Source organism: Candidatus Bipolaricaulis anaerobius, from assembly GCF_900465355.1.
In the GTDB taxonomy this organism is placed as follows: Bacteria; Bipolaricaulota; Bipolaricaulia; order Bipolaricaulales; family Bipolaricaulaceae; genus Bipolaricaulis; species Bipolaricaulis anaerobius.
The window spans coordinates 542,766-565,950 of sequence record NZ_LS483254.1 but is presented as its reverse complement, the minus strand read 5'-3'; the positions used below and the strand labels follow the sequence as shown (position 1 = coordinate 565,950).

Here is a 23,185-nt window from a genome sequence, read left to right as displayed (position 1 = left end):
AATCCCGAGGTGGAGGTCCGCATCGGCTGTTGCGGCTGGTCGGCGCTGCCGCCCGGGGGGGAACAGGGCCGGCATCGGCTCCAACTCTATGCTGCCCAGTTCTCGCTCGTCGAGGTCAACTCCACGTTCTACCGCCTCCCCCCGCTCGCGACCGTCCGCCGGTGGCGGGATCTCGCCGATCGAGTGAACCCACAGTTCGAGTTCACGGTCAAGGCCCACCGCGGGATCACCCACTACGCGCGGTTCCAGGGCCCACAAGCCCGCGCCGGGTTCGCGCGCTCGGTCGAGGTGGCCCGCGCCCTGCGGGCGAGGGTGCTCCTCCTCCAGTGCCCGCCTGCATTCTCCCCCAAGCCGGACCACGAGGAGGCTCTGGCCCAGTTCCTCTCCACGGTCGACCGGGGGGGGCTCACCCTCGTGTGGGAGCCTCGCGGGCAGTGGGACGAGGAGCCGGAGCGGGTGGCCGCCCTGTGCCGGAAGCACTCCCTCGTCCACGGCACCGACCCGTTCCGAACCCTCCCCGTCACGGGGGGGGAGATCGCGTACCTGCGGCTCCATGGGTCCCCGCCGGGGGCGCGGATGTACCGCTACACCTACAGCGACCACGACCTGGAGCGCCTGCGGGACACTGTTCGGGGACTGGAGGCCGAACGCGTGTATGTGCTCTTCAACAACGACACGATGGTCTCCGATGCCCGAAGGTTCGCGGGGATGTGGGCCACGGGATGAGAGGCGAACTGCGGTGCCCCCTGTGCGGCTTCCGCACCGTGCCGAGTGCGGTGCCGCTGCCGTGCCCGACGTGCCGGGTCCCGCTCGACTACCGGCCGGACCCGCCGGCAGGCTCCACTGCCGCGGGCTTGACCGGGCGCGGGGTGTGGCGGTACGCCCCGTTCCTCCCCACCGTGGATCCCATCACCCTGGGCGAGGGGGGGACCCCCCTCATCCCTTCCCTCCGCATCGGCCCCCGTCTGGGGGTGAACCTCCTCTTCAAGGTCGAGGGGACGAACCCCACCGGCTCGTTCAAGGACCGGGGGGCAGCGGTGCTCGTCGCCGTCCTGCGGTCGTTCGGGGCGAGGGCGGTGGCCGATGACTCGTCGGGGAACGCCGGGGCGGCCCTCGCCGCCTACGCTGCCCGGGCGGGGATCCGCGCCGTCCTCTACGTGCCGGCCCATGCCTCGGGGCCCAAGCTCGCCCAGATCGAAGCCCTCGGGGCGGAGCTGGTGCGCGTGCCCGGCCCACGGGAGCGGGCCACGGACGTGGTCCGGGAGGCATGCGCTAAGGACCCTGACCTCCTCTACGCCTCGCACAACGCCTCGCCGTACTTCGTCGCCGGCCTGACGACACTCGCCTACGAGCTAGGCGAGGAGGGTCGGATCCCTGACCACGTCGTCGTCCCGGTGGGAGGAGGCGGACTGTTCCTCGGGCTCGTCCAGGGGTTCGCCCAGCTGCGCGACCGGGGGTGGATCGGACGGGTGCCGCGCCTCCACATCGTCCAGCCTGAGGCCTGTGCCCCTCTCGTCCGCGCCGGTGGCGGGGGGGACCCGGTCGAGCCGGACCCCCGGGCCACGGTGGCCGAGGGGGCACGAATCCCCCGCCCCAAGCGGGGCCGGGAGGTCCTGGCCGCGCTCGGGGCGGTGGATGGGGATGCCGTTATGGTGGGGGAAGAGGAGATCCTCCGGGGGCAGGCGGAGCTCGCCCGCGAGGAAGGGATCTGGGTTGAGCCGACGGCGGCCCTCGCCGTGGCTGCCCTCCCCGCCCTCATCGCGCGAGGCACGATCGGCCCTGGGGAGGAGGTCGTGCTCCCCCTCACCGGGCACGGGCTCAAGGCGGTGAACCCGTGCTGACCGTCGTCTCCGACCCGCGCGGGGGCGGCTTCGGCTAACCTCCGAACCGATCGCGGCGCACGATCTCCGAGAGAGGCACCCGCTCCACCTCCCGCGGTGTGTACGCGGGCCGGCCGATGGGGAGGAGGGCCACAACCCTCATCCCGCGGGGGATGCCGAGGATCCGCTTCACTTCCGCTTCCGCCCGACCCCGTAGTCCCGCCCAGTACGAGGCCAGCCCCAGGCTGTGGGCCATGAGGGCCATGTTCTGGGTCGCCACCGCCCCCGCCTCGATCCAGTGCCCCGGATCCTTCACCGGGTCAACGACGACCGCGATCAGCACCGGCGCGTCGCCGACCCCTTTCCCGGTGAGGGCGACCTGGCCGCGGCGCGCGAAGGCGAGCCGCTCCACGAGGGCCCCCAACTTGGCCTTCGTCTCCTCGTCCCGCACCACAACGAACGTCCACGGCTGGGAGTTGGCGAACGACGGGGCCCACCTCCCCGCCTCGAGGATCGCCTCCACCTCGTCCTCGCTCACCGGCTTCGGCTCGAACCGGAGCACGCTCCTCCGGCCGCGGATCGCGTTCAGTACATCGTTCTTCGTCATATGCCCTCCGTCTGGTACAGGTCACCGAACTTATTCCATGCCACCACGGCCGACAAGGGCTTCCGCTCCCGCGGCCCGAGCTCGATCGCGCGGTGCTTGTCGCTGAGCGTGCTCGCCTCTCCCCGCTTCCCGATCACGATGAGCGTGATGAGGACGTACTCCTCCGGGATCCCCAGCGCCTCCTTGACTGCGTGGGGATCGTAGCCGGCGATGGGGTGGGCAACGAGCCCCATCTGGGTCGCCTGGATCATGAGCAGGCCGGTGGCCATTCCGCATCCGAATAGGAAGTAGTCGCGCCCATCGGAGAGCTTGCAGTCGAGGTCGCGGTGGCTGGCGAGGGCGAGGATCGCCGGGGCGCGCTTCGCCCAGTAGTTCCCCCCGGACAGGGCCCCCTTCACCCTGTCCAACGTTTCCCCTTGGGCGATCACGAACCGCCACGGCTGGTTGTTGAAGCAGGAGGGGGCGAGGTGGGCCGCCTCGACCAGCCGCTGGAGGGCCTCCCGGGCCACGGGCTCTCCGGACAGGGCCCGGTACGCCCGCCGGCTATGGATGAGTGGGTTGACAGCCTCGTCCGCGGCCTGCAGCGCCCGCAACGTGGCGAGGACCTCCTCCGCGTGGCCGGCCACCTTCCCCCGCCACCACGCCCAGCGCATGGACCCCGCCCGGTCGACGAGGAACGTCGCCCGCTGGACCCGGCCCTCGGGCGTGACGGCGCGATAGGCCCTCGCCACAGCGCAATCGGGATCGGAGAGCAGGGTGAGGCCACCATTCGCCGCGAACCGGGCCAGGGTGGAAAGGGAATCGGGCGCGATCCCCACCACCCGCGCCTCAAGGGAGGTGAACTCGGGGAGGAGGGCCTGGAAGGCACGGACGTCCTCGGCCCAGGCGGGCGTCCCGGTGCGGGGGAAGAAGTGCAGGACGACGTACGAGCCCGCTAGATCGGGGAGCGACACCGCCCCGCCCGCCGCCGACGGCAGCGTGAACTCGGGGGCAGGTCCAAACGGGTTCATCCGCTCCTCGTCCATGGAAGGGATGATAGCCCCCCCTCCCGAGCCGGCAACCCGCAGGCGTCAGAAGTCGAGCTCGATCCCGACCGTGCTCTGAATGAGGCCGCCGAAATCGAACTGCGTCCGGGAGTGGATGCGGACCCAGGAGAACACCACCTCCACCCACACCTCCTGGGACACGAACCCTCCGAGGTTGAACGCGGTCACGAGCCGGATCCCGACCGGCGGCACCCGCACCCCGAGGAATAGCTTGGCCCAACTCAGGCCGAAGCTCCCATTGAGGCGGATCCGCGCCCCGAGCTCGGCCTCCGGATCCGGGTAGATGTAGCTCGCGCCGAGCTCGCTCCACGCGAGGCCGTACGGGTTGAGGAGGACCCGGGAGTCGGCGCGGAAACAGGCGCTCGTGAAGCCGAGGTGGAGGAGCTCCTCCTCGAACCACACCCCGGACACCGCAGTGAGGTCGGTGGTGGGGTCGTCGTCGAGCAGGTGATCGAGGCCCGTCACGCCGAACCCAGTGAGGCTGCGGGCGAAGAACCCCGGGTGCCAGGCGACGCCGAGGTCGAGGACGAGCCCGACCGTGTAGGCTGGCGTCGCACATGCCTCCGCGAGGTTCTCCACGAGGAACAGCCCCCCGAGCTCCCATGGGCAACACCCACCCCGGACCTCGAACCAGTACTTGGAGAAGCACGGATCGAACCTCATCCCACTCCGGAGGCCGATCCCATCGAGATCGACCCCCATCATGAGGTGCTCGGCCTCAAGCCCAGTGAGGGAGAGCTCCGTTCGGCTGATGACCTCCGCCCGGTCGCATGCGAGGGCGAGGGTGACTGCGGACGCGAGGTCGAGCGAAGAGGACGACGGCGTGAAGGCGACCTCGATCCCGAGTGAGCCGGAGAAGGTCGGGGATTGGGACCAGGATGTGGCACCCCACACCAGGGTCACGACGAGCACACCCAGGAGACGCTTTCTCATCTCAGACCACCTCATGGGACGAGGGTACGGAGATGACCGGGCCCAGCGGGGCACACTGGACGGGCCGCCCGGCCCCATTTGTCCGGGCGGCCCTGGACCCCTGTCTCAGAACCGGGGGAGGAGGTCGGCCACCGTGGGATGGCCGATCTCCTGAAGATCGTACCGGACCCGGGTTGACGGCTTCTCGATCGCGATCAGGCGGCGCAGGTCCACCGGCGTCGCGATGACGACGGCATCGCAGGGGACGCGGGCGATCGTCTGGGCGAGCTCCTCGATCTGCTTCTTCCCGTACCCCATCGCGGGCAGCACCGGGCCGAGGTGGGGATAGGCCTTGTACACGTCGCCGAGCGACCCCTGCGCATGGGGACGCGGGTCGGCGAAGGTCGCCCCGAGCTTCCGTGCCGCCACCGCCCCCGCCCCGAACGGCATCTCCCCGTGGGTGACGGTGGGCCCATCCTCGATCACGAGCACCCTCCGCCCCGCCACGAGCTCCGGCGCGTCGAGGGTGATCGGGGACGCCGCTTCCACGACCTTCGCCCGCGGGTTGAGGGAGGAAAGGGAGGCCCGCAGCCGTTCCACCGGTTCGATCCCCGCCGTATCCACCTTGTTGATCACGATCACAGCGGCTTGGCGGACGAGCACGGATCCAGGCCAGTACGTGTTCTCATGCCCAACCCGCAGCGGGTCGGCGACGACGATCAGGAAGTCGGGCCGGAAGAAGGGGAAGTCGTTGTTCCCCCCGTCCCACAGGATCACGTCGGCTTCCGCCTCCGCCTGACGGAGGATCGCCCCGTAGTCCACCCCCGCATAGACCACGAACCCTTCCTGAATGTGGGGCTCGTACTCCTCGCGCTCCTCGATCGTGCACTCCGCCCGGTCCAGGTCCTCAAACGACGCGAACCGTTGCACCTTCTGGCGGACGAGGTCCCCGTAGGGCATGGGGTGGCGGACCACGGCGACCCTCTTCCCCTGCTCGTGGAGGATCTGGGCCACGCGGCGGGTGGTTTGGGACTTGCCGGCACCCGTGCGCACCGCACACACGGCGACGACCGGCTTCTTGGCCACCAGCTGGGTCGAGCGGGGGCTCAGGAGCCAGAAGTCCGCCCCCGCCGCAGCAGCGAGTGCCGCCCGTTCCATCACGTGCTGGTGCGAGACGTCGGAATAGGCGAACACCACCCGGTCCACATTCTTCTCGCGCACGAGGTGGGGGAGGCGCTCCTCCGGCTCGATCGGGATCCCGTTCGGGTAGAGCCGCCCGGCGAGCTCCGCGGGGTAACGGCGCCCCACGATCCCCGGGATCTGGGTGGCGGTGAACGCAACCACCTCGTAGGCGTCGTTATCCCTGAACACAACGTTGAAGTTGTGGAAGTCGCGGCCGGCAGCGCCCATGATGATGACCTTGGTCTTGCTCATGGATTCACCTCAAGTTGGATGGTGTCGCAACGGCGGGATTATACCCGATCCCTGCGGGGTGAGGTTTTACGATGCGCCCCGGCGGCGAACCGGCATCCCCGGCCCAGACCGGGGATAATGGGGGCTCATGGCCCGGCTTACGATCGAGGAGATCCCGCTTGGGGATCGCCGGTTGCGGCAGTTCGTTGCGGTCCCGTGGCACATCCACCGCGGGGACCCGAATTGGACCCCTCCCCTCACCGCCGACCTCCTCGGGAGCCGGCTCCTTGGCTTGACTGGCCTCCTCACCCCCGCCCATCCCTACCACGAGACGGCCGAGGTCACGCACTTCCTCGCCCGCTCCGGCCCCCGCCTCATGGGCCGGGTGTCGGCCGCGGTCAACCACCGGTTCAACGACTACCACAACGCAAACCTCGGATCCTTCGGGTTCTACGAAGCGGTCCCGGACTACGCGGTCACCGAGGCCCTCCTCGATAGCGCCCGGGCCTGGCTCGCCAAGCGGGGGGTAGATGCGATGCGCGGACCGGGCGGGTACTCCAACGCGACCCACGAGTCCCACCAGGCGGTGCTCGTCCGCGGGTTCGATACCCCGCCCACGGTGGAGCTCACCCACAACCCGCCCTACTACGGGGAGCACCTCGAGCGGTACGGCCTGCGGAAGGTCAAGGACTACCATGCGTACTGGATTGCTCCGTCCCAGCCCGGGGACCCCCGCCTGGAGCGCCTCGTCGCGGCCGCCCGGGCCCGCCGGGAGATCGAGACCCGCCCGTTCGACCTGGGACACCTCCTGGAAGATGTGGAGCGTCTCGCGTGGGTCTACAACGAGGCGTGGGCCGCCAACTGGGGGTTCCTCCCGATCACGGACGGGGAGGCGAAGGCGCTCGCGAAGAGCTTGAAGGCGATCGCCGACCCGGAGTTGATCCGGTTCGCCTACGTAGACGGGGAACTCGCGGCGATGATCGGGGCGATCCCGGACCCGAACGTGGCCCTCCGGCCGACCTGGAACCCCGTGCTCGATCTCGACCTCATGCGGGCGCTGCGCCTGCTGGCCCGGCGGCGCCGGATCCGCACGGCGCGGGTGATGTTCTTCGGGATCTGCCCTCCGTACCGGAAGATGGGGGTGGACGCGGTCCTGTTCCACGAGGTGCTCACGATCGCCTGGGGGAAAGGGTACCGGGCCGGCGAGGCGTCCATGCTCCTCGAGGACAACGACCTCATCCTCCGCGCCTGCGAGGCGATGGGCGGGCGCCTCGCCAAGACGTGGCGGATCTACGAAACGCCCATTCCGTAAGCAGTGGGGAGGCGAACGCTGCCGTTCCCGAAACAGGGATCGCCCGGAGCGGCGAACGGTATAATCCTTGCGTGGCTGTGCAAAACAGGATCCGCAAGGTCAGGAAACGCGACCGGTCGCTCGTCGCGTTCGACCAGGGACGGATCATCCACGCCATCCTCCGGGCGGTGCAGTCGGTGGGCGGGTTCTCCCTCGACCACGTGCCGGGGGTGAACGAGCGCCTCTTCTCGTACGGGGACGACGAGCACATCGCGGAGTTCCTATCCGATGTCGTGGTGGCAACGCTCAACCGTGATCAGCGGCATTGGATCGCCAACTTTCCCCCCACCGTCGAGGAGATCCAGGACACGGTGGTCCATGTCCTGCGGAGCTTTGGGTTCGTCACCGTGGCCGATGCCTACGAGTGCTGGCGGTGGGGGAAGTATTGGGTGCGGGCGGGGGCGATCACGATGGACGAGTTCGTGGGGAACGGGTATCCGGTCCCCCTCCACCACGAGACGCTCGCCTGGAACCGCGAGCACGGCTGTGACACCGTGGCCGGGCTGAACGAGATCGTCCGGTTGGGCCACCTCCCCGAGCTTGTCGCCGCCGCCACGGAGCGGTACGAGCGCTCGGTGGACGAGGCCGCCACGGCCGTCCTCGCCCGCGCCGCAACTGGGGACCTGCGGGTGATCTGGGTCTCCGGGCCATCCTCGTCGGGGAAGACGACGACCACGGTCAAGCTCCTCCAGCGGCTGAGGAAGGAAGGCCTCGAATTCCTGATGCTCAACCTCGATGACTACTTCTGGCCCCTCGTCGAGCACCCCACGGACTGGCTCAACGATCGGAACTTCGAGACGCCGGAGGCCCTCGACATCCAGACCATCAACCGTCACCTGCGCGCCCTCCTCGACGGGCAGGCGATCCAGAAGCCGATCTATAGCTTCAAGGAGGGCCGCCGCGTGGGGACGAAGCTCGTGCGGCTGAAGGAGGGCCAGCTCCTCCTCCTCGACTGCCTCCACGGGCTCTATCCCCCCCTCACGACCGGGATCGCCCGCGAGGCGATGTTCTGGCTGTACATTGAGGCAGCGAACATGCTCTACGAGGGGGACGGAACGAGCGAACGGTTGACCCAGTTCACGGATGTGCGGCTCCTCCGCCGGATGCTGCGGGATGTCAAGCACCGCAACCATCCCCCGCTCCAGACCCTCCTCCACTGGCACTACGTGCGGAGCGGTGAACTGTTCTCGATCATCCCCCTGATGGGCCTCGCCGATCACGTCGTGAACGGGGGGATGCCGTTCGACCTTCCTGTGCTGAAGCCGTTTTTCCTTCCGGATGGGATCTGGCCGAAGCCAGAGGAGGTCGCTCCCTACGATACGTTCCTCGATGCGCGGATCCGCTACCGGCGCATCGGCAGCTTGCTCGGCCAGGTGGCGGGGCTGACCCTGTGGGAGGCCGAGGACCACGCCCTCATCCCCGGCGACCACCTCGTACGGGAGTTCATCGGGGGGACCACGCTCCAGATCCCCCACAACGAGTAGCCGTCCGTCAAGGGGGGCGCCTCCCCCGCCTGGGCAGGGGAGGCGCGGAGGGTGAGTGCGGAAGCGGGCTCTCGACTACCGTCTGCCGCAACCCCCAGAGCTACAGTCCTCCACCACCACGAGCCGCGTCGCCCTCGCCTCGGCGCCCGCGGCATCGGTGACGGTGAGGATGACCAGGAACTCCCCAGGGTTGGCGAAGGCATGGCTCACGATCTTCCCCTCGCCGGTGGCACCATCGCCGAAGTCCCACACGTAGTGGGCGATGTCGGAATCAGGATCGGAGGACGCGGAGGCATCGAACGAGACCGGTTCCCCCTGGAACGGGTCGGCGGGGAGGAACGTGAACGCCGCCGTGGGGGGGTTGTTGAGAGCACGCACGAACGTCGTCGCCCGACCGGTCCCGGAGGGGCCAACCACGACGAGCGTGACCAGGTACTCACCGGCCCGCTGGTAGGTGTGTTGGATCTCCCGGCCGGCGACGACGGGGCTCCCGTCCCCGAAGTCCCACAGGTGGTCGGTGAGGGGCCCCTCGGGATCGGCGGACCGGGTCGCGTCAAAGTGCACGGCGAGCGGGGCCTGGCCCTCGACGGGCGAGGCGATGATCGTCGCGCTGATCCTCTGCAGCGGCCCCACCTCGGGCGTGCATCCGGAGACGAGGAGAAGCCCGACTCCTACGGCAAGCGCCCCCACACGTTTCCTCATATGTCTCACCTCGCGCAACCTGGCCCGCCCTGGACCTCGATGACCTGGGTCACCGAGGCCACGGCCCCGGCCTCGTCCACAACGGTCAGGGTCACGGGGTACGCCCCCCCGTACCAGTACATGTACCCAACCTTCTCTCCCACGTCCCAATCCCCATTTCCGAACGCCCAGCGGTACTCGACGATCGCTCCGTTGGGCGACGTGGATGTGGAGGCATCGAACCAGATCGTCTCCCCGGTCCCCGGCCGCCAGGGCGCGGAGGAGAAGCTCGCCGTCGGCGGGGCGAACTGCACCTCGACACGCCCATCACGGCGGCTCGACAGGCCCTGCTCGTCGTACACCTCGAGCGTCACCCGGAACGTCCCCCCCCGGCGGTAGGTGTGGGAGACGATCGGCCCCAGCGCCCGGGTCCCATCCCCGAGGTCCCAGATGTACTCCACAACCCTCCCGTTCTCGGAGAACGAGAGTGACCCGTCGCACACCACGGTGAGGGGAGCCACGCCAGCGCTGGGACGAAGCGCGAACAGGGCCTCCGGGGGGACGGCCTGGAACTTCGACGTGCACCCCCCCAGAACGAGCGCCACGAGTGCGCACCCGACCACGAATATCCTCTTCATCGCACACCCCCTCACAGGTTGAACTCCAGCCGCACCGTTAGCCCCAGCCAGGGACCGGAAAACCCAACGGGATCGCCCAATCCATCCGCGTTGAGGTCGAGTACGCCCATCCCCGCCCGCGGCACGCTCGGGGCGGTGAGCCGGAACCCGACCTCGAACCCCGCGCTCGCCCCCGGCCCGAGCGGAAGGGAGACCTGGACCGCCACCGTCCCCACCGGCCCCGCGCCGGTGTAGGTCGTGTCCTCGGCTTCAGGCAGGAACGGGAGCGACCAATCTGTCGGCAGCGTGGGCGGGAACACGCACCGGTAGCCAATGCGCGCGCTTCCCCACCCTGCGGAGGCGCTCACGATGAGGATCTCCGGCACGAGGACCAGGTCCAGCTCAGCCGCGAAGGCGACGAAGCCGACGTCGAGGCTTATGTCCACCGGATGCGACGTCTCCTCCGCAGTCCACGTCCCTTGGGTGCGGGTGCCGACGTTCGCCACTGCCATCTGCAGCCCCACCCGCAGCACGCCCCCCACCGCCTCGCTGAGCCGCAGGCCGACCCCCGGCCCGAGCGCGGGGATGGGGGGGACGGGTTCGCTCCCCGCCCGTTCGTTGACGAAGGCGATCGTCTGATTGGCGAGGCGGATGAACGTGTTCAGGCTCGGGACATCAACGAAGACCCATTGGGCCGCCGAGCCCACCGCGAGGGTCGTTGCCCCTCCGGCGACGCCCACCGCCGCCACCACTAGCCCTGCCAGGATCGCTCGCATCTCAGCCTCACGTGATGGAGGCTACGCCCGCACGGGCGGGGATCCGAGGACAGGCCCCCCCCAGTGGGGGCCGGTTCGTCACGCCCTCGCGGTACCGAGTTCCCGCCCCACGAGGTCAACCGTCCGCTGCACGTCGGCGGCGGAGATCCCAAGGTGCGTCACCATCCGCACCTGCCGGGCGGAGGTCCCAGCCCCGGCCGGGGAGGCGAGCACGCCCCGGTCGCGCAGCCGCTGGCAGAGGGCCTCCGCATCGGGGCCCCTCGCGATCTCAAAGATGACGATGTTCGTGTCCGGGGGCCACACGGACAGGGCAGGGAGGGAGGCGAGCCCGTCGGCGAGGAGCCGGGCGTGGACGTGGTCCTGGGCGAGGCGGTCCACGTGGTGGTCGAGGGCGTACAGGCCCGCCGCGGCAAGGATCCCCGCCTGGCGCATCCCGCCCCCGAGGGCCTTGCGGGTCCGGCGGGCAGCGGCGATGAACTCCCGCGACCCGCACAAGAGGGATCCCACCGGGCAGCCGAGCCCCTTGGACAGGCAGAACATGACGGAGTCAAACCCCAAGGTGAGCTCCCGGGCCGGGATCCCCGTCGCCACGGAAGCGTTGAGGATGCGCGCCCCATCGAGGTGGACGGGGATCCCCCGCCCGTGGGCGAGGTCGAGGACCTCCCGCGCCGCGGCGAGGGGCCAGATCCGGCCCCCGGCCGCGTTGTGTGTGTTCTCCAGGCACACGAGCCCGGTCGGGGCGAGGTAGTAGATGTCGGGCCGGATCGCGGCCGCGACCTGGCGGGCGGTGAACACGCCCCTCTCCCCGGGGAGGACCCGCGGCTGGACGCCGGAGAAGCGGGCCATCGTCGCCAGCTCCACGTTGTAGATGTGGGACCCCTCCTCGACGATGACCTCCTGGCCGGGGCGGGTGTGGCAGGCGATGGCGGTCTGGTTCCCCATCGTCCCCGACGGCACGAACAACGCCGCCTCCGTGCCGAGGAGGTCGGCGGCCCGCTCCTCGAGCCGGCGCACGGTGGGGTCCTCACCGTACACGTCGTCCCCCACCTCCGCCGCAGCCATCACCTCCCGCATCGCGGGCGTGGGCCGGGTCACCGTATCCGAACGTAGATCGATCATGTCCATCCCTCCTCCCCGATCAGGGGAACGAACGTACACGGGCAGAGGCGCCGCTCCACCCACTGCCCCCCGTCGCGGTGGACGAGGACCAGCTCCTGATTGAACCGTCCTCCCACCGGGATCACGAGCCGTCCGTAGGGGGCGAGCTGGGACAGGAGGCGGTCGGGGACCCGCGGCGCGCCAGCGGTGACGAGGATCGCATCGAACGGTGCCTCCTCCGGCCAGCCCACCGTCCCATCCCCCACGCGGAACCGGATGTTCGTGTACCCGAGCGCGCCCAACCTCCGCTGGGCGGCGAGGGAAAGCTCGGGGAGCCGCTCCACCGTGTACACCTCACCCGCCAGCTCGGCGAGGATCGCCGTCTGGTACCCCGATCCCGTGCCGACCTCGAGCACGCGGTGCGTGGGCTGGAGGGCGAGGGCCTCCGTGGACAGGGCGACGATGTACGGCTGGGAGATGGTCTGGTCGTGACCGATCGGGAGGGGACGGTCCTCGTAGGCATGGGGCAGGAGGTGGGGGGGGACGAACGCGTGGCGGGGGACCCGGGCCAGGGCCCCTAGCACCCGCTCGTCGCGGATCCCTTCGTCCCGCAGCTCGGAGACGAGGGCCTCCCGCGCCTGCGCAAGCCAGGGCTCAACAGGGCGGTCGGTCCCCGTGGTCGTCCTCCTCCCCCATCCTGAACGCGGCGAGCACTTCTCGCGCCCGGTCGAGATCCACCGCCGGGACGAGGACCCGCACCTCGGCGAGCCCGTTCACGGTGAGCGGATACACCGACGGTGGAACGTGGCTCCTGAACTGGACAGGAATCCCCTCGCCTCGCAGGAAGCTCGCCACGAGCTCGGCCTGGGGGGACCCGATCACCGTGGTCAGCAGCTCCCAATTGCTCATCCTACCTCCTGTAGATCGAGCTCGTTGTGGACGAGGGTGATGCACTGGTGCCCCTGGAGGACCACTGGCCCCACCGAGATCCGCGGGAGGGCGGCGAGGAGGGCCTCTTCGGCCGGGGTGAAGTTGCGGTGGTCGGAGAGGAGGAACGCTGGGCGTTCCGGAAGCCTCGCCCCGCGCAGGGGAGCCCCCGCCTCGTCGAGGACGAGGGGCGCGTTCCCCGCAGCTCGGAGGTCATCGAGGAGGCCTCCTAGGCCCATCCGCCGCACCGTGATCCCCGGGGTGGACGGCCGTTCCTCCCCTAGAGGGAGGTCGTGGGCTGTGCGCAGCGCCTGCCGCAGGAGGGCGCCCGTGGACCGCTCATCCGGGTTCAGGTGCCGCAGGCGGCCCCCCCACAGGCTGATCGTCAGCTGGTCCTGGATCACGAAGTGGAACGCCACCGCGGGGCGGATCCCATGGGAAATGAGGAACGCATCGTTCGCCGCCCGACAGAGGACGTCGAGGCGGCCTGCCCCGCCCGGGAGGTCGGATAGGGAGAACTCCCCCTCGAGGGGCACGGTGTGGCTGACCATCACGAACGTTCGCACACCCTGATCCTAACGGACCTGCCCCGGGCGGACCAAGGGGCTGTGGACCGGGCGCAGGCCGAGGGGTACCATACATTCTCATGTATTTGATCGTCGTGGGCGCGGGTGGGATCGGGTCTGCGATCATCGACCTCGCGGTGCGCGATCGGCACAACGTGGCCGTCATCGAGCGGGACCCCAAGAAGGCGGAGGCGATCATCCGTCGCTACGATGTGCTCGTGTTCAACGCGGATGCGGCCTCGGCGGACATCCTCCGTGAGGCGGGGGCGGAGCGGGCCGATGCCCTCATCGCCACCACCCACGACGATGCGACGAACCTCATGGTCGTCGCCGCCGCCGGCGACCTCGGCGTCCCGACGATCGTCACCGTGGTCAACAACCCTGAACACGTGGACCTGTTCCGCCGTCTGGGGGCCCATGTCATGGAGAACCCCGACATCATCGTCGCCGGCTACCTCTACCACTCAGCCTGGCATCCCCACGTCCGCGATCTGGTGGCGCTCCCCGGGGGAGCCCAGGTGTTCCGGATCACGATCACCGCCGACTCTCCCCTCGTGGACCTCACCCTCCGCGAGGCGGGCAAACAGGGCCTGATCCCGGAGGGGCTCCTCATCGCCGCGGTGGAGCGCGACGGGGACCTCGTCATCCCCTCGGGCAGCACGGTGATCCGGGCCGGGGACAACGTGACCGTGTTCACGAAGGGCCACGTCCCCCAGTCCGCCATCGAACAGCTCACCGGTTAGGTGCGGGGGAGAAAGAAAGGCACGGCTAGGGGCGAGCCCCTATCGGTCCCCTAGATCCAACTTCAGTCGGGGTTCCCGCACCGCCCGCGCCTCATCGAGCCGACGCACCGGCGTCGTATGGGGAGCGTCGTGGAGGAGCTCCGGCTGTTCGCGGGCCTCCCGGGCGATGGCGAGCATCGCCGCGGCGAACGCGTCGAGGGTCTCCCGTGGCTCGGTCTCAGTGGGCTCGATCATGAGCGCCTCCCGGACGATGAGCGGGAAGTAGACCGTCGGGGGGTGGAACCCATAGTCCATGAGCCTCTTGGCGATGTCGAGCGTGCGCACCCCATCCAGGCCCTCCCCGGACAGGACGAACTCGTGTTTGGCGAGCCGATCGTAGGGGAGCTTGTACGGGCCCGCGAGCTTCGCCTTGAGGTAGTTCGCCGCGAGGACGGCCCCCGCCGACACCTCGCGCAGCCCGTCGTCCCCCAGGGTGAGGATGTAGGCGAGGGCCTTGGCGATGACGAGCACGTTCCCGAAGTAGGGGTGGACGCGACCGATCGACTTCGGCCGATCCCAGGCGAGCTTGAACTCCCCACCCTCCCGCACAACCTCGGGGACAGGTAGGTAGGGAAGCAGGGCCTCCGACACGGTCACCGGACCCGCTCCGGGGCCGCCCCCGCCGTGGGGGGTGGAGAACGTCTTGTGGAGGTTGATGTGGAACACATCCGCTCCCATGTCCCCCGGTCGGGCCCGGCCGACGTAGGCGTTGAGGTTCGCCCCATCGAAGTAGCAGAGGCCCCCCGCGTCGTGGACGAGCGAGGTGATGGTGAGGATGTCCTCCTCAAACAGCCCCAGGGTGTTGGGGACAGTGAGCATGATCCCTGCCACGTCCGGGCCGAGGGCGCCCCGGAGGGCAGCGAGGTCCACCAGCCCCCGCCGGTCGGACGGGAGGGAGACGACGGAGAACCCGACCATCGCCGCCGAGGCGGGGTTCGTGCCGTGGGCAGAGTCGGGGAGGAGGATCTTCGTCCGCGCACCGAGCTCCCCGTGGTCCTCAAGCCACTTCTTGATGAGGAGCATCCCCGTGAGCTCCCCATGGGCCCCCGCCGCCGGCTGGAGGGTGATCCCCGGCATGCCGGCGATCCCCTTCAGGCACTCCCCCATCTCCCACAAGAGGGCAAGCGCCCCTTGACACTCCTCGTCGGGGAGGAGGGGGTGAAGATCGGCGAGCCCGGGATGGCGCGCGAGGTCCTCGTGGAGCTTGGGGTTGTGCTTCATCGTGCACGAGCCCAACGGGTAGAACCCCGTGTCCACCCCGTAGTTCATCCGGGAGAGGGCGGTGTAGTGGCGGACGAGTTCAGGCTGCGAGACCGCGGGGAGGCGGGGCGCACCCTGGCGCCGTAGCCCGGCTGGGATACCTGAAAGGACCTGCTCTTCCGGCTGCGCAAGCGGGGGCAAGGCGACCGCCCGCCGGCCAGGGGCACCGCGGTCGTAGATCGTGCTCACTTTCCCTCCAGGGCGGACATGAATCGGTCCAGTTCCTCTGCGGTCCGCTTCTCGGTGACCGCGACGAGGAACCCATCTTCGATCCCGAGCGGGGCGAGGACGCGCGGAGGGAGGACGGCGATCCCCGCCCGCCGCAGCTTGGCCACCGCGCCGACGGGATCCGCGCACCGCACCACGAACTCGTGGAAGAACGGCCCCGCGAACGCAAGCTGGTACCCGGGGACGCGCGCGATCCGCGCCGCAAGGCCATGGGCCCGCTCAAACGACAGGAGCGCTACCCGCTTCAGCCCCTCCTGCCCCATCGCGGCGAGGTACACCGTGGCCGCGAGGGCGCAGAGGGCGGAGTTGGTGCAGATGTTCGACGTCGCCCCCTCGCGCCGGATGTGCTGCTCGCGGGTCTGGAAGGTCATCACGTACCCCGTCTTCCCGTCCACATCGCGCGTCTGGCCCGATACGCGGCCCGGCATCCGCCTCAGGTGGGCCATCCGCGTCGCGAAGAACCCGAGGAGGGGCCCCCCGAAGGAAAGCGGGTTCCCAAGAGGCTGTCCCTCCCCCACCACCACGTCCGCCCCGAACGAGCCCGGCGGCTCGATCACGGCGAGGGGGATCGGGTTCGCATGCGCGATGAGGAACGCCTTCCCCAGACGATCCTTCAGCCCGGTGAGGTCCTCGAGGACCCCGAGCGCGTTCGGCTGCTGGACGATGAGCGCGCACGCCCCGTCCGGGATCCCCTCGAGGGCGAGCCGGCCGTCCTCGTCGTAGGGGACCTCGTGGAGGGTGAGGCCAGCCCCCCACGCGTAGGTGGCGAGGACTTCCCGGGCACGGGGGTGGAGGGAGCGCGGGACGAGGATCCTCTTCCCCCCTGTAGCGCGATGGGCCATCAGCACAGCCTCGGCGAGCGCAGTGGCCCCGTCGTACAGCGAGGCATTGGCCACCTCCATCCCCGTGAGCTCGCAGATCATGGTCTGGTACTCAAACATCCAGGTCAGGGTCCCCTGCGAGACCTCGGGTTGGTAGGGGGTGTAGGCGGTGGAGAGCTCGGACCGGGAGAGGATGTGGCCGACCACGGGCGGGATGTAGTGGTCGTACAACCCACCCCCGAGGAACGGGATCAGCCTCCGGCCGGTGGACCGCTCGGCGAGGCCGGTGAGGTGCCGCTGCACCCAAAGCTCGTCGTGGGGGGGGAGCCCGACGGGCCGGTACCGATCCCGGACCGCAGCCGGGACATCGGAGAACAGGGCGTCCACGTCGGGGACGCCGATCGCCTCCAGCATCGCCCGGATGTCGGCCGCGGTGTGGGGGAGGTAGGGGTTCATCCGCTGCCCTTCACGAGCGCTTCATAGCTGGCGGCATCGAGGAGCTCACCCGTTTCCATGGGCGCGGCGACCCGGATCGCGAACAGCCACCCCTCGCCGTAGGGATCCTTGTTCACGAGGTCGGGGGACCCGGGGAGGGCAGCATTGACCTCCACCACCTCCCCGCTGAGGGGGGCGAACACCTCCCCCACCGCCTTCACCGACTCCACGGTCGCCAGGCGGTCCCCACGCCGTCCCACCACCCCCACGGGGGGGAGCTCAACGAACACGATGTCCCCCAGCTGTTTCTGGGCGTGTTCGGTGATCCCCACCCGCGCCTTGTCGCCCTCCAGGCGGACCCATTCATGATCCTTCGTGTACCGGAGCTCCTGCGGAATCAACGTCCCTCCTTTCCCCGCGATCTCTAGAACGGCACGACCTCCCCCTGCTTGGTCGGGGAGTAGAACGTGGCCGAGCTCTTGTGGAACATGAGGCGGAACTTCCCGAGCGGGCCGTTCCTCTGTTTGGCGATGATGATCTCCGTCTCCGCCACTGGCCCCGTTTGATCGGGGTCGTCGTAGTAGTCGGGCCGGTAGATGAACACCACCAGGTCAGCGTCCTGTTCAATCGCCCCCGACTCGCGGAGATCGGAGAGCTGGGGGCGCTTGGACTCCCGTCGCTCCACGGCCCGATTGAGCTGGGAACAGGCGATCACCGGCACCTCGAGCTCGCGGGCGAGCGCCTTCAGGGCCCGCGAGATGTAGGCGATCTGCTGTTCCCGCACATCGCTCTTGATCCCCGCCTCCACGAGCTGGAGGTAGTCCACCACCACCAGGTCCAGCCCATCGTGCCTCCTCATCATCTGCCGCGCCTTGGCCTTGATGGAGAGGACCGAGGCCGTGGATGCATCATCCACGAGGATCACCGCATCGTGGAGCCGTCCCGCGGCCTCAGCGATGAGCCCCCACTTCGCGGCGGGGAGGTACCCATCGCGCAGCCGCTGCAGGTCCACCTGGGCTTCCGCGCAGAGCAGGCGCTCCAGGATCTGCTCCTTCGTCATCTCGAGCGAGAACAGGCCAACCTTTTTCTTCTCCACGATCGCGGCATGGCGGACGATCCCCAGCGCGAGCGAGGTCTTGCCCGTCCCCGGCCGACCCGCGAGCACGATGAGGTCCGACCTCCGCAGGCCGGACGTGAGGGCGTCGAACTCCTCAAACCCGGTGGACAGGGCCGCTACCGGCCGCCGGTGGGGGTCCTTGTGGACCTCCATCAGCATCTCCAGATGGTCGTCCAGGAACTCGCGCAGGGAGTGGAAGCTGGGAGCGGACCGGCGCTCGGCGATGGCGAACACCGCCTCCTCCGCCCGATCCATCACCCCCTCCAGCGGGAGGTCCTCCTGCTGGGCGAGCTCGGACACCTTCCCCCCCGCCTCGATCAGCCAGCGCCGGAGGGCCTTGTCCTCGATGATCCCCGCATAGTGGTCCACCGCGGTGATCGTCGTGACCCGGCCCATCATCTCCCCAAGGTAGCTCCGACCTCCCACCTTGGCGAGCTGCCCCCTCTCCTCGAGGCGGTTCGCCACCGCCACGGCGTCCGCGTGCTCGCCCTCCTCGAACAGGTCAAGGAGGGTGCGGTAGATGATCTGATGGGCCCGGAAGTAGAAGTGCTCGGGCTTGAGGCGATCGGCCACCGTGGGGATGACCTCGTCGGGCTCGAGGAGCGCCGCTCCCAGGACGAGCTGCTCCGCCTCCTCGTTGCGCGGGACGTGGAGAATCCCCTCTTCACCTCGGTCGGCCACGGCCCGATCATACCTCCCCAGCGAGCGCCCCCGCCAGTCCCCGACGTGCATTGCCCAGCGCGAATTGGGGGGCTATACTTGGCCCCATACTCACGGCCCCATGTGGCGAAAGGAGGAGGTAGTTTGGCGCTTCTCTCGATGAAGGATCTTTTGGAGGCCGGGGTCCACTTCGGGCACCGGACCCGAAAATGGAACCCCAAGATGGCCCGTTACATCTATACTGAACGGAAGGGCATTCACATCATTGACCTCGGGCAGACCCTCGACCTGTTCGAGCGCGCCTACGAGTTCGTGCGGAGCCAGTCCGCGCAGGGCAAGCCCATCCTGTTCGTGGGGACGAAGCGACAGGTCCAACCCACGATCGAGGAGGAGGCCAAGCGGTGCGGGAGCCCGTACACGAACCAGCGCTGGATCGGAGGTTGCCTCACCAACTTCGAGGTCATCCGCCGCCGCATCCTGCACATGCTGGAGCTGGAGCGGAACTTCGCGGAAGGAAAGTACGAGCGTCTCCCGCTCAAGGAACGGATCAAGCTGGAGAAGGAGCTCAACTACCTGCGGCGGAACCTCGATGGCCTGCGCACCCTGGACCGGCTGCCCGGGGCGGTGTACCTCATTGATCCCACCGTCGAGGTCCACGCGGTGCGGGAGGCGAACCTCCTCGGCATCCCCATCGTCGCCATCTGCGACACGGATTCCGACCCGGACATGGTGGACTACCCGATCCCCGGCAACGATGACGCGATCAAGTCCACCCGCCTCATCACCGCCCGCATCGCCGACGCGGTGATCGAGGGGCGGGAGGGACTGCAGACGGCGGAGCCGGCCCCGGCCGAGCCGGGCGAACCGCAGGGGATGCCGGAGCCGGAGCTCTTGAACGTGGAGACGGACACCCACCTCATGGAGATGTGGGAGGAACTGGCGGGAGAGGAAGGGAAGGAATGATGGCGGACGTCAACTTGGAACTGGTGAAGCGCCTCCGCGCCGACACCGGGATCGGGATCGTGGATTGCAAGGAGGCCCTCGCCAAGGCGGGCGGGGACCTGGAGAAGGCGAAGACGATCCTCCGCATGGAGGGGAAGGAATTCCTGGCGAGCCAATCCCGCGAGGCGAAGGAGGGTCGGGTCGAGGCCTACGTCCACCACTCGGGGAAAGTGGGCGTCCTCCTCGAGGTGAACACCTCCACCGACTTCGCCGCGAATTCGGAGGCGTTCCGTGAGTTCATCCGCAACCTCGCGATGCAGATCGCGGCGGCCAAGCCGCGCTGGGTGAGCCCGGAGGATGTTCCCCCCGAGGCGGTGGCCGCGGAGCGGGAGGTGCAGCGCACGAAGGCGGAGAAGGAGGGGAAGCCCCCCCACATCGTGGACAAGATCGTGGAGGGCCGGCTCCAGAAGTTCTACGAGGAGACCTGCCTCCTGAAGCAACCCTACGTGCGGGACCCGGCGCTGAAGGTGGAGGACCTCCTCGCCGACCTCGGGGCCAAGCTCGGGGAGCCGGTCGTCATCCGCCGATTCGCACGGTTCGAGGTGGGCGTGGGGTGAGCCTTCGCTACCGCCGGGCGCTGGTGAAGCTGTCGGGCGAGCTCCTCGCCGGACCGGACGGCCCCCTCGACGCAGGGGGCCTTCGTTTCTGCGCGAGCGAGATCAAGGCGGCCCGCGGGGCCGGGGTCGAGCTGGGGGTCGTCACCGGGGGGGGGAACGTCGCCCGCGGCTCGGCCCTCCCCCACCTCCCGCCCACAGCAGGCCACGCGATCGGGATGCTGGGGACCCTCATCAACGGGGTCGCCCTCCGCGAGGCCCTGAATGAAGTGGGGGTCCAGTCCCTCCTCTTGTCGGCCCTCCCTTGCCCCGGGGTGGCGGAGGAGGTGAACCCCTGGCAGGCCCGCGCCGCGCTCGAGGCCGGTCACGTCGTCCTGTTCGCCGCTGGCACCGGGAACCCGTTCGTGACCACGGACACGGCGGCGGTGATCCGCGCCCTCGCCGTGGGGGCCGAGGTCGTCCTCAAGGGCTCCAAGGTGGATGGGGTGTACGAAGCTGACCCCAAGGTGGACCCCACGGCGCGGCCCCTCCCCCGGCTCACCCCCCGCGAGTACCTGGCGCGGGGGCTGCGGGTACTGGATGGGGCCGCGGTGGCGATCGCCGCCGACCACGGGCTCCCGATCGTCGTCTACCGCGCGGACCGCGAGGGATCCCTCCTTTCCGCCGTCCAGGGGAAGATCGGATCCCTCATCGGCTGACAGAAAAAGAGCGCCGCCCACGCAGCGCCCCTCACTCTGGTCCCAAGGGGATTTGAACCCCTGTCTCCGGGATGAGAGCCCGGTATCCTCGACCCCTAGACGATGGGACCCACCTCGCGATTATAGGCCCCCTACGGGCCCACCTCCACCGCATCCACGGGCAGAGCGAACGGGTACGGCTTCCCCTGGGCATCGAGGAGCTCAGCGATCTCGAGCTTCACCGCTACCTTCCCCCCCGCCGCGAACGCCGCCACGAGGATCTCCCCTGACGCGGGGGCGTTCCCCGGGATGAGCGCGGTCCGGAACGAGACAACCCCGGCCTGGGGATCGAACGCCGCCACTGCGTACGGTTCAGGGGAGGCGACACGGGTGAACGAGAGCGGCTGCCCAGCTTCGTAGGTGAAGGCCCCCCCAAGGGTCCCGATGACCGCGCTGTCCGCGGTGATGCGGAGCGCGCCCTCCACCTGTTCCAGGCCGAGGGTGACGGCGGTGAGGCTGATCGTGGCCTTCCCCGGGCTCAAGGTGAACGGGAGCTCGATCCCCGCCCAGTCGATGAGCTTCACAGACGTGAGCTCAACCGCCACCTCCACCGCTGGATCCGCGACGCGGCCCACGACCAGCTGGACCGTGACGAGCTTCCCCGCCCGCGCTTGGGCCCGCGCTGCCTCAACCCGGAACGTGAGTTCACCCTTCTCCCGGTCGAGCGATTCTTGGGTGATCCGGTAGGGGGGCTCGGCGATGAGCTGCAGGGACACCTCCTCCAGAGAGAGGGGCTCCCGCGGGGTGTACCTGAGCACGCCCTGGAACACGCCCACCGTCTCCCCGTCGGTCGTGATCTCGACCGTCGATCCGACAGCGGCGAGCTGGATCTTGGGCTGCCCAAAGAAGATCGCCTTCGCCGGCACGACCTCCTGCACGCCGGCGAACTTCGTCAGCGCAGCGGAGTTGTACAGCCAGTCGTACGGCAGGGCCTCCTCAACCTTCACCCGGTGGGCAAGGAGGAGGCTCCCCCCCAGTGGCATCTTCCCGCCCAGGGAGAGCGTCGTGACGAGCGAGAACGAACCGTCATCCGAGAGGAGGATCGGCTTCCCCGCCGGCGTGAAAAGGGGCAGAGGCTTGATCCCATCCGTGAAGCCGAGGAACCTCCCCCCTGTGTCGTAGAGCTCGAGCGCGGTGATCTGGGAGGAGACCGTCCCCCGAGCCCCGAGTTCAAGCTGATCGAGCCGGATGGGCGTCTGGTTCCGGTCGGCGTCGGTGAGGGTGAGGGTCGAGTAAGCGAGGGTGGCCGGGACAACGGTGAGCACGCGCCCCGCATCGGGCACGCTCACGGTCAACGACTCCAGCCCGGCGGCCACCACCGTATCCGGGAGGGGATCGGAGAACGCGAACGACCCTGCCTGAGGGCCCTGGGCCCCCTCGCGCACGGTGACCGCCCAGCTCGGGGCGACCCGCACCGGCTCCACGGGGAGGAACGTCGGCGGCACGGTCACCCACAGCCGGACCGGCCCTGGCCGCACTTCATCGTAGGTGTCGTAGGCGACGAACGCCGGCTCCGGGAGCTGGACCTCCACCCCCGCCGGAACCTCGATCCGGGTGACCCCGTTGTTGATGTCCACGGTCCAGATAAGCTCCCGCGGACCATCCACGCGCACCGAAACGACGTACATCTGGTGTGCGTTGACGTCGGGGGTATCCCACACCTCGGCCTCGGCGACGAGGAACACATCGCCCGGGTTGAGGACCCCACCCTCGGGGCCGGGAAGGCCTTGAGCACCGAAGCTCTCGTCCACCACAAACGTGTCGGCGACGCCGTCGGTGAGCTCGATCGTCCCCCCCGCATCGCCCTCCGACCACCACAACCGGATCTGGGGCTGGACGGTGTGGCCGTGGACGATGTCCTCCGTCACCTTGACCCAGACCTCGATCCACGCCTCCCCGTCATCGGGGAGCATCCGCTCCTCGACGGGACGGGGGAGGAGGACCTCCGCGATCGGGAACCCCGTCGAGCGGGCGAGGACCCTCTTCTGCCCAGCGATCTCGATCCGCAGCTCCACCCATTCGAACTCCGCCGCCGCCGTCCCCACGTTCGCGACGGCTAGCCTTGTAAAGTAGACTGGATCAAGATTCCCTGCGTCGTTATCCCGCAGCAGGGCCCGCATCACGAGGCCCGTGTCGGTGGGGTTGAACGGCTTGTTCCCGTACCCGAGGTCGCGGACCTCCTCGATCTGCCCGACCGCAGCCACGCCCAGGATCAGCACGACCGCCAACGCTAGACACTTGCGCATGGTCGCCTCCTTCACTCCGTTCGATGATACCGCGGGACGCCCGAG

General features: G+C 69.3%; 24 protein-coding genes and 1 tRNA gene. 8 read left to right on the top strand and 17 right to left on the bottom strand.

Annotated features, from left to right (window positions below):
- Positions 1-9 precede the first annotated feature (9 nt).
- On the top strand, positions 10-726 hold the full coding sequence (locus BARAN1_RS02805; RefSeq protein ID WP_122030798.1) for a DUF72 domain-containing protein: 717 nt from the start codon (positions 10-12) through the stop codon (positions 724-726).
- On the top strand, positions 723-1,841 hold the full coding sequence (thrC, locus tag BARAN1_RS02800; RefSeq protein ID WP_122031760.1) for a threonine synthase: 1,119 nt from the start codon (positions 723-725) through the stop codon (positions 1,839-1,841). Before BARAN1_RS02805 ends, thrC begins: the two co-directional genes overlap by 4 nt.
- Before the next feature lie 34 nt (positions 1,842-1,875).
- On the opposite strand, the gene BARAN1_RS02795 is transcribed toward thrC, so the two are convergent.
- The 4 genes from BARAN1_RS02795 to BARAN1_RS02780 form a co-directional block, all read right to left on the bottom strand.
- Positions 1,876-2,427: a nitroreductase family protein gene (locus BARAN1_RS02795; RefSeq protein WP_122030797.1), complete on the bottom strand. Its 552-nt coding sequence runs from the start codon at positions 2,425-2,427 to the stop codon at positions 1,876-1,878.
- Positions 2,424-3,452: a redoxin domain-containing protein gene (locus tag BARAN1_RS02790; protein ID WP_231944292.1), complete on the bottom strand. Its 1,029-nt coding sequence runs from the start codon at positions 3,450-3,452 to the stop codon at positions 2,424-2,426. Before BARAN1_RS02790 ends, BARAN1_RS02795 begins: the two co-directional genes overlap by 4 nt.
- A 45-nt stretch (positions 3,453-3,497) precedes the next feature.
- Entirely contained in the window at positions 3,498-4,406 is a 909-nt protein-coding gene (locus tag BARAN1_RS02785; RefSeq protein ID WP_122030796.1) for a hypothetical protein, read from the bottom strand.
- 105 nt (positions 4,407-4,511) lie between these two features.
- A complete protein-coding gene (locus BARAN1_RS02780) occupies positions 4,512-5,819 on the bottom strand; it encodes a cyclic 2,3-diphosphoglycerate synthase (protein WP_122030795.1) in 1,308 nt (435 codons plus the stop codon).
- 127 nt (positions 5,820-5,946) lie between these two features.
- On the opposite strand from BARAN1_RS02780, the gene BARAN1_RS06580 reads away from it, so the two are divergent.
- A complete protein-coding gene (locus tag BARAN1_RS06580) occupies positions 5,947-7,110 on the top strand; it encodes an N-acetyltransferase (protein ID WP_162297737.1) in 1,164 nt (387 codons plus the stop codon).
- 71 nt (positions 7,111-7,181) lie between these two features.
- On the top strand, positions 7,182-8,633 hold the full coding sequence (locus BARAN1_RS02775; protein WP_162297736.1) for a uridine kinase family protein: 1,452 nt from the start codon (positions 7,182-7,184) through the stop codon (positions 8,631-8,633).
- 75 nt (positions 8,634-8,708) lie between these two features.
- On the opposite strand, the gene BARAN1_RS02770 is transcribed toward BARAN1_RS02775, so the two are convergent.
- The 7 genes from BARAN1_RS02770 to trmY form a co-directional block, all read right to left on the bottom strand.
- Positions 8,709-9,335 (bottom strand): PKD domain-containing protein, encoded by a 627-nt coding sequence (locus BARAN1_RS02770; protein WP_122030793.1) that lies wholly within the window; start codon positions 9,333-9,335, stop codon positions 8,709-8,711.
- Positions 9,336-9,340: 5 nt separating this feature from the next.
- Positions 9,341-9,952 carry a PKD domain-containing protein gene (locus BARAN1_RS02765; RefSeq protein ID WP_122030792.1) on the bottom strand — a complete coding sequence of 204 codons (612 nt, stop codon included), beginning with the start codon at positions 9,950-9,952 and terminating at the stop codon, positions 9,341-9,343.
- A gap of 11 nt (positions 9,953-9,963) precedes the next feature.
- Positions 9,964-10,707 (bottom strand): hypothetical protein, encoded by a 744-nt coding sequence (locus BARAN1_RS02760; RefSeq protein ID WP_122030791.1) that lies wholly within the window; start codon positions 10,705-10,707, stop codon positions 9,964-9,966.
- A 78-nt stretch (positions 10,708-10,785) separates the two neighbouring features.
- Positions 10,786-11,826: a low-specificity L-threonine aldolase gene (ltaE, locus tag BARAN1_RS02755; protein ID WP_320410390.1), complete on the bottom strand. Its 1,041-nt coding sequence runs from the start codon at positions 11,824-11,826 to the stop codon at positions 10,786-10,788.
- Entirely contained in the window at positions 11,823-12,419 is a 597-nt protein-coding gene (locus tag BARAN1_RS02750; RefSeq protein ID WP_320410391.1) for a protein-L-isoaspartate(D-aspartate) O-methyltransferase, read from the bottom strand. Before BARAN1_RS02750 ends, ltaE begins: the two co-directional genes overlap by 4 nt.
- Before the next feature lie 40 nt (positions 12,420-12,459).
- Positions 12,460-12,714, bottom strand: a complete 255-nt coding sequence (locus BARAN1_RS02745; RefSeq protein WP_122030788.1) for a putative signal transducing protein — start codon at positions 12,712-12,714, stop codon at positions 12,460-12,462.
- Entirely contained in the window at positions 12,711-13,298 is a 588-nt protein-coding gene (trmY, locus tag BARAN1_RS02740; protein ID WP_122030787.1) for a tRNA (pseudouridine(54)-N(1))-methyltransferase TrmY, read from the bottom strand. Before trmY ends, BARAN1_RS02745 begins: the two co-directional genes overlap by 4 nt.
- A gap of 80 nt (positions 13,299-13,378) precedes the next feature.
- On the opposite strand from trmY, the gene BARAN1_RS02735 reads away from it, so the two are divergent.
- Positions 13,379-14,041: a potassium channel family protein gene (locus BARAN1_RS02735; protein ID WP_122030786.1), complete on the top strand. Its 663-nt coding sequence runs from the start codon at positions 13,379-13,381 to the stop codon at positions 14,039-14,041.
- A gap of 39 nt (positions 14,042-14,080) precedes the next feature.
- Here BARAN1_RS02735 and gcvPB read toward each other — a convergent pair whose 3' ends face one another.
- From gcvPB to dnaB, 4 genes are read right to left on the bottom strand one after another with little or no spacing between them, the layout of a single operon-like run.
- A complete protein-coding gene (gcvPB, locus tag BARAN1_RS02730) occupies positions 14,081-15,529 on the bottom strand; it encodes an aminomethyl-transferring glycine dehydrogenase subunit GcvPB (protein ID WP_122030785.1) in 1,449 nt (482 codons plus the stop codon).
- Entirely contained in the window at positions 15,526-16,845 is a 1,320-nt protein-coding gene (gene gcvPA / locus BARAN1_RS02725) for an aminomethyl-transferring glycine dehydrogenase subunit GcvPA (protein ID WP_122030784.1), read from the bottom strand. The genes gcvPB and gcvPA overlap by 4 nt, the downstream gene beginning before the upstream one ends.
- On the bottom strand, positions 16,842-17,225 hold the full coding sequence (gene gcvH / locus BARAN1_RS02720; protein WP_122030783.1) for a glycine cleavage system protein GcvH: 384 nt from the start codon (positions 17,223-17,225) through the stop codon (positions 16,842-16,844). The genes gcvPA and gcvH overlap by 4 nt, the downstream gene beginning before the upstream one ends.
- 23 nt (positions 17,226-17,248) lie before the next feature.
- Positions 17,249-18,622, bottom strand: coding sequence for a replicative DNA helicase (dnaB, locus tag BARAN1_RS02715; RefSeq protein WP_157959409.1), 1,374 nt, complete (start codon positions 18,620-18,622; stop codon positions 17,249-17,251).
- Between the two features lie 123 nt (positions 18,623-18,745).
- Here dnaB and rpsB point away from each other — a divergent pair, with 123 nt between their 5' ends.
- From rpsB to BARAN1_RS02700, 3 genes are read left to right on the top strand one after another with little or no spacing between them, the layout of a single operon-like run.
- Positions 18,746-19,564 carry a 30S ribosomal protein S2 gene (rpsB, locus tag BARAN1_RS02710; protein WP_122031758.1) on the top strand — a complete coding sequence of 273 codons (819 nt, stop codon included), beginning with the start codon at positions 18,746-18,748 and terminating at the stop codon, positions 19,562-19,564.
- Complete coding sequence (locus BARAN1_RS02705; protein ID WP_122031757.1) at positions 19,564-20,160, top strand: translation elongation factor Ts; 597 nt, start codon at positions 19,564-19,566, stop codon at positions 20,158-20,160. Before rpsB ends, BARAN1_RS02705 begins: the two co-directional genes overlap by 1 nt.
- The gene (locus BARAN1_RS02700; protein WP_157959408.1) at positions 20,157-20,855 is read left to right on the top strand and encodes a uridine monophosphate kinase; all 699 of its coding nucleotides are present in this window, start codon (positions 20,157-20,159) and stop codon (positions 20,853-20,855) included. The genes BARAN1_RS02705 and BARAN1_RS02700 overlap by 4 nt, the downstream gene beginning before the upstream one ends.
- Before the next feature lie 37 nt (positions 20,856-20,892).
- On the opposite strand, the gene BARAN1_RS02695 is transcribed toward BARAN1_RS02700, so the two are convergent.
- Positions 20,893-20,965, bottom strand: a tRNA-Glu gene (locus BARAN1_RS02695).
- Between the two features lie 21 nt (positions 20,966-20,986).
- Positions 20,987-23,140, bottom strand: a complete 2,154-nt coding sequence (locus tag BARAN1_RS02690; protein ID WP_157959407.1) for a hypothetical protein — start codon at positions 23,138-23,140, stop codon at positions 20,987-20,989.
- Between the last annotated feature and the right edge of the window lie 45 nt (positions 23,141-23,185).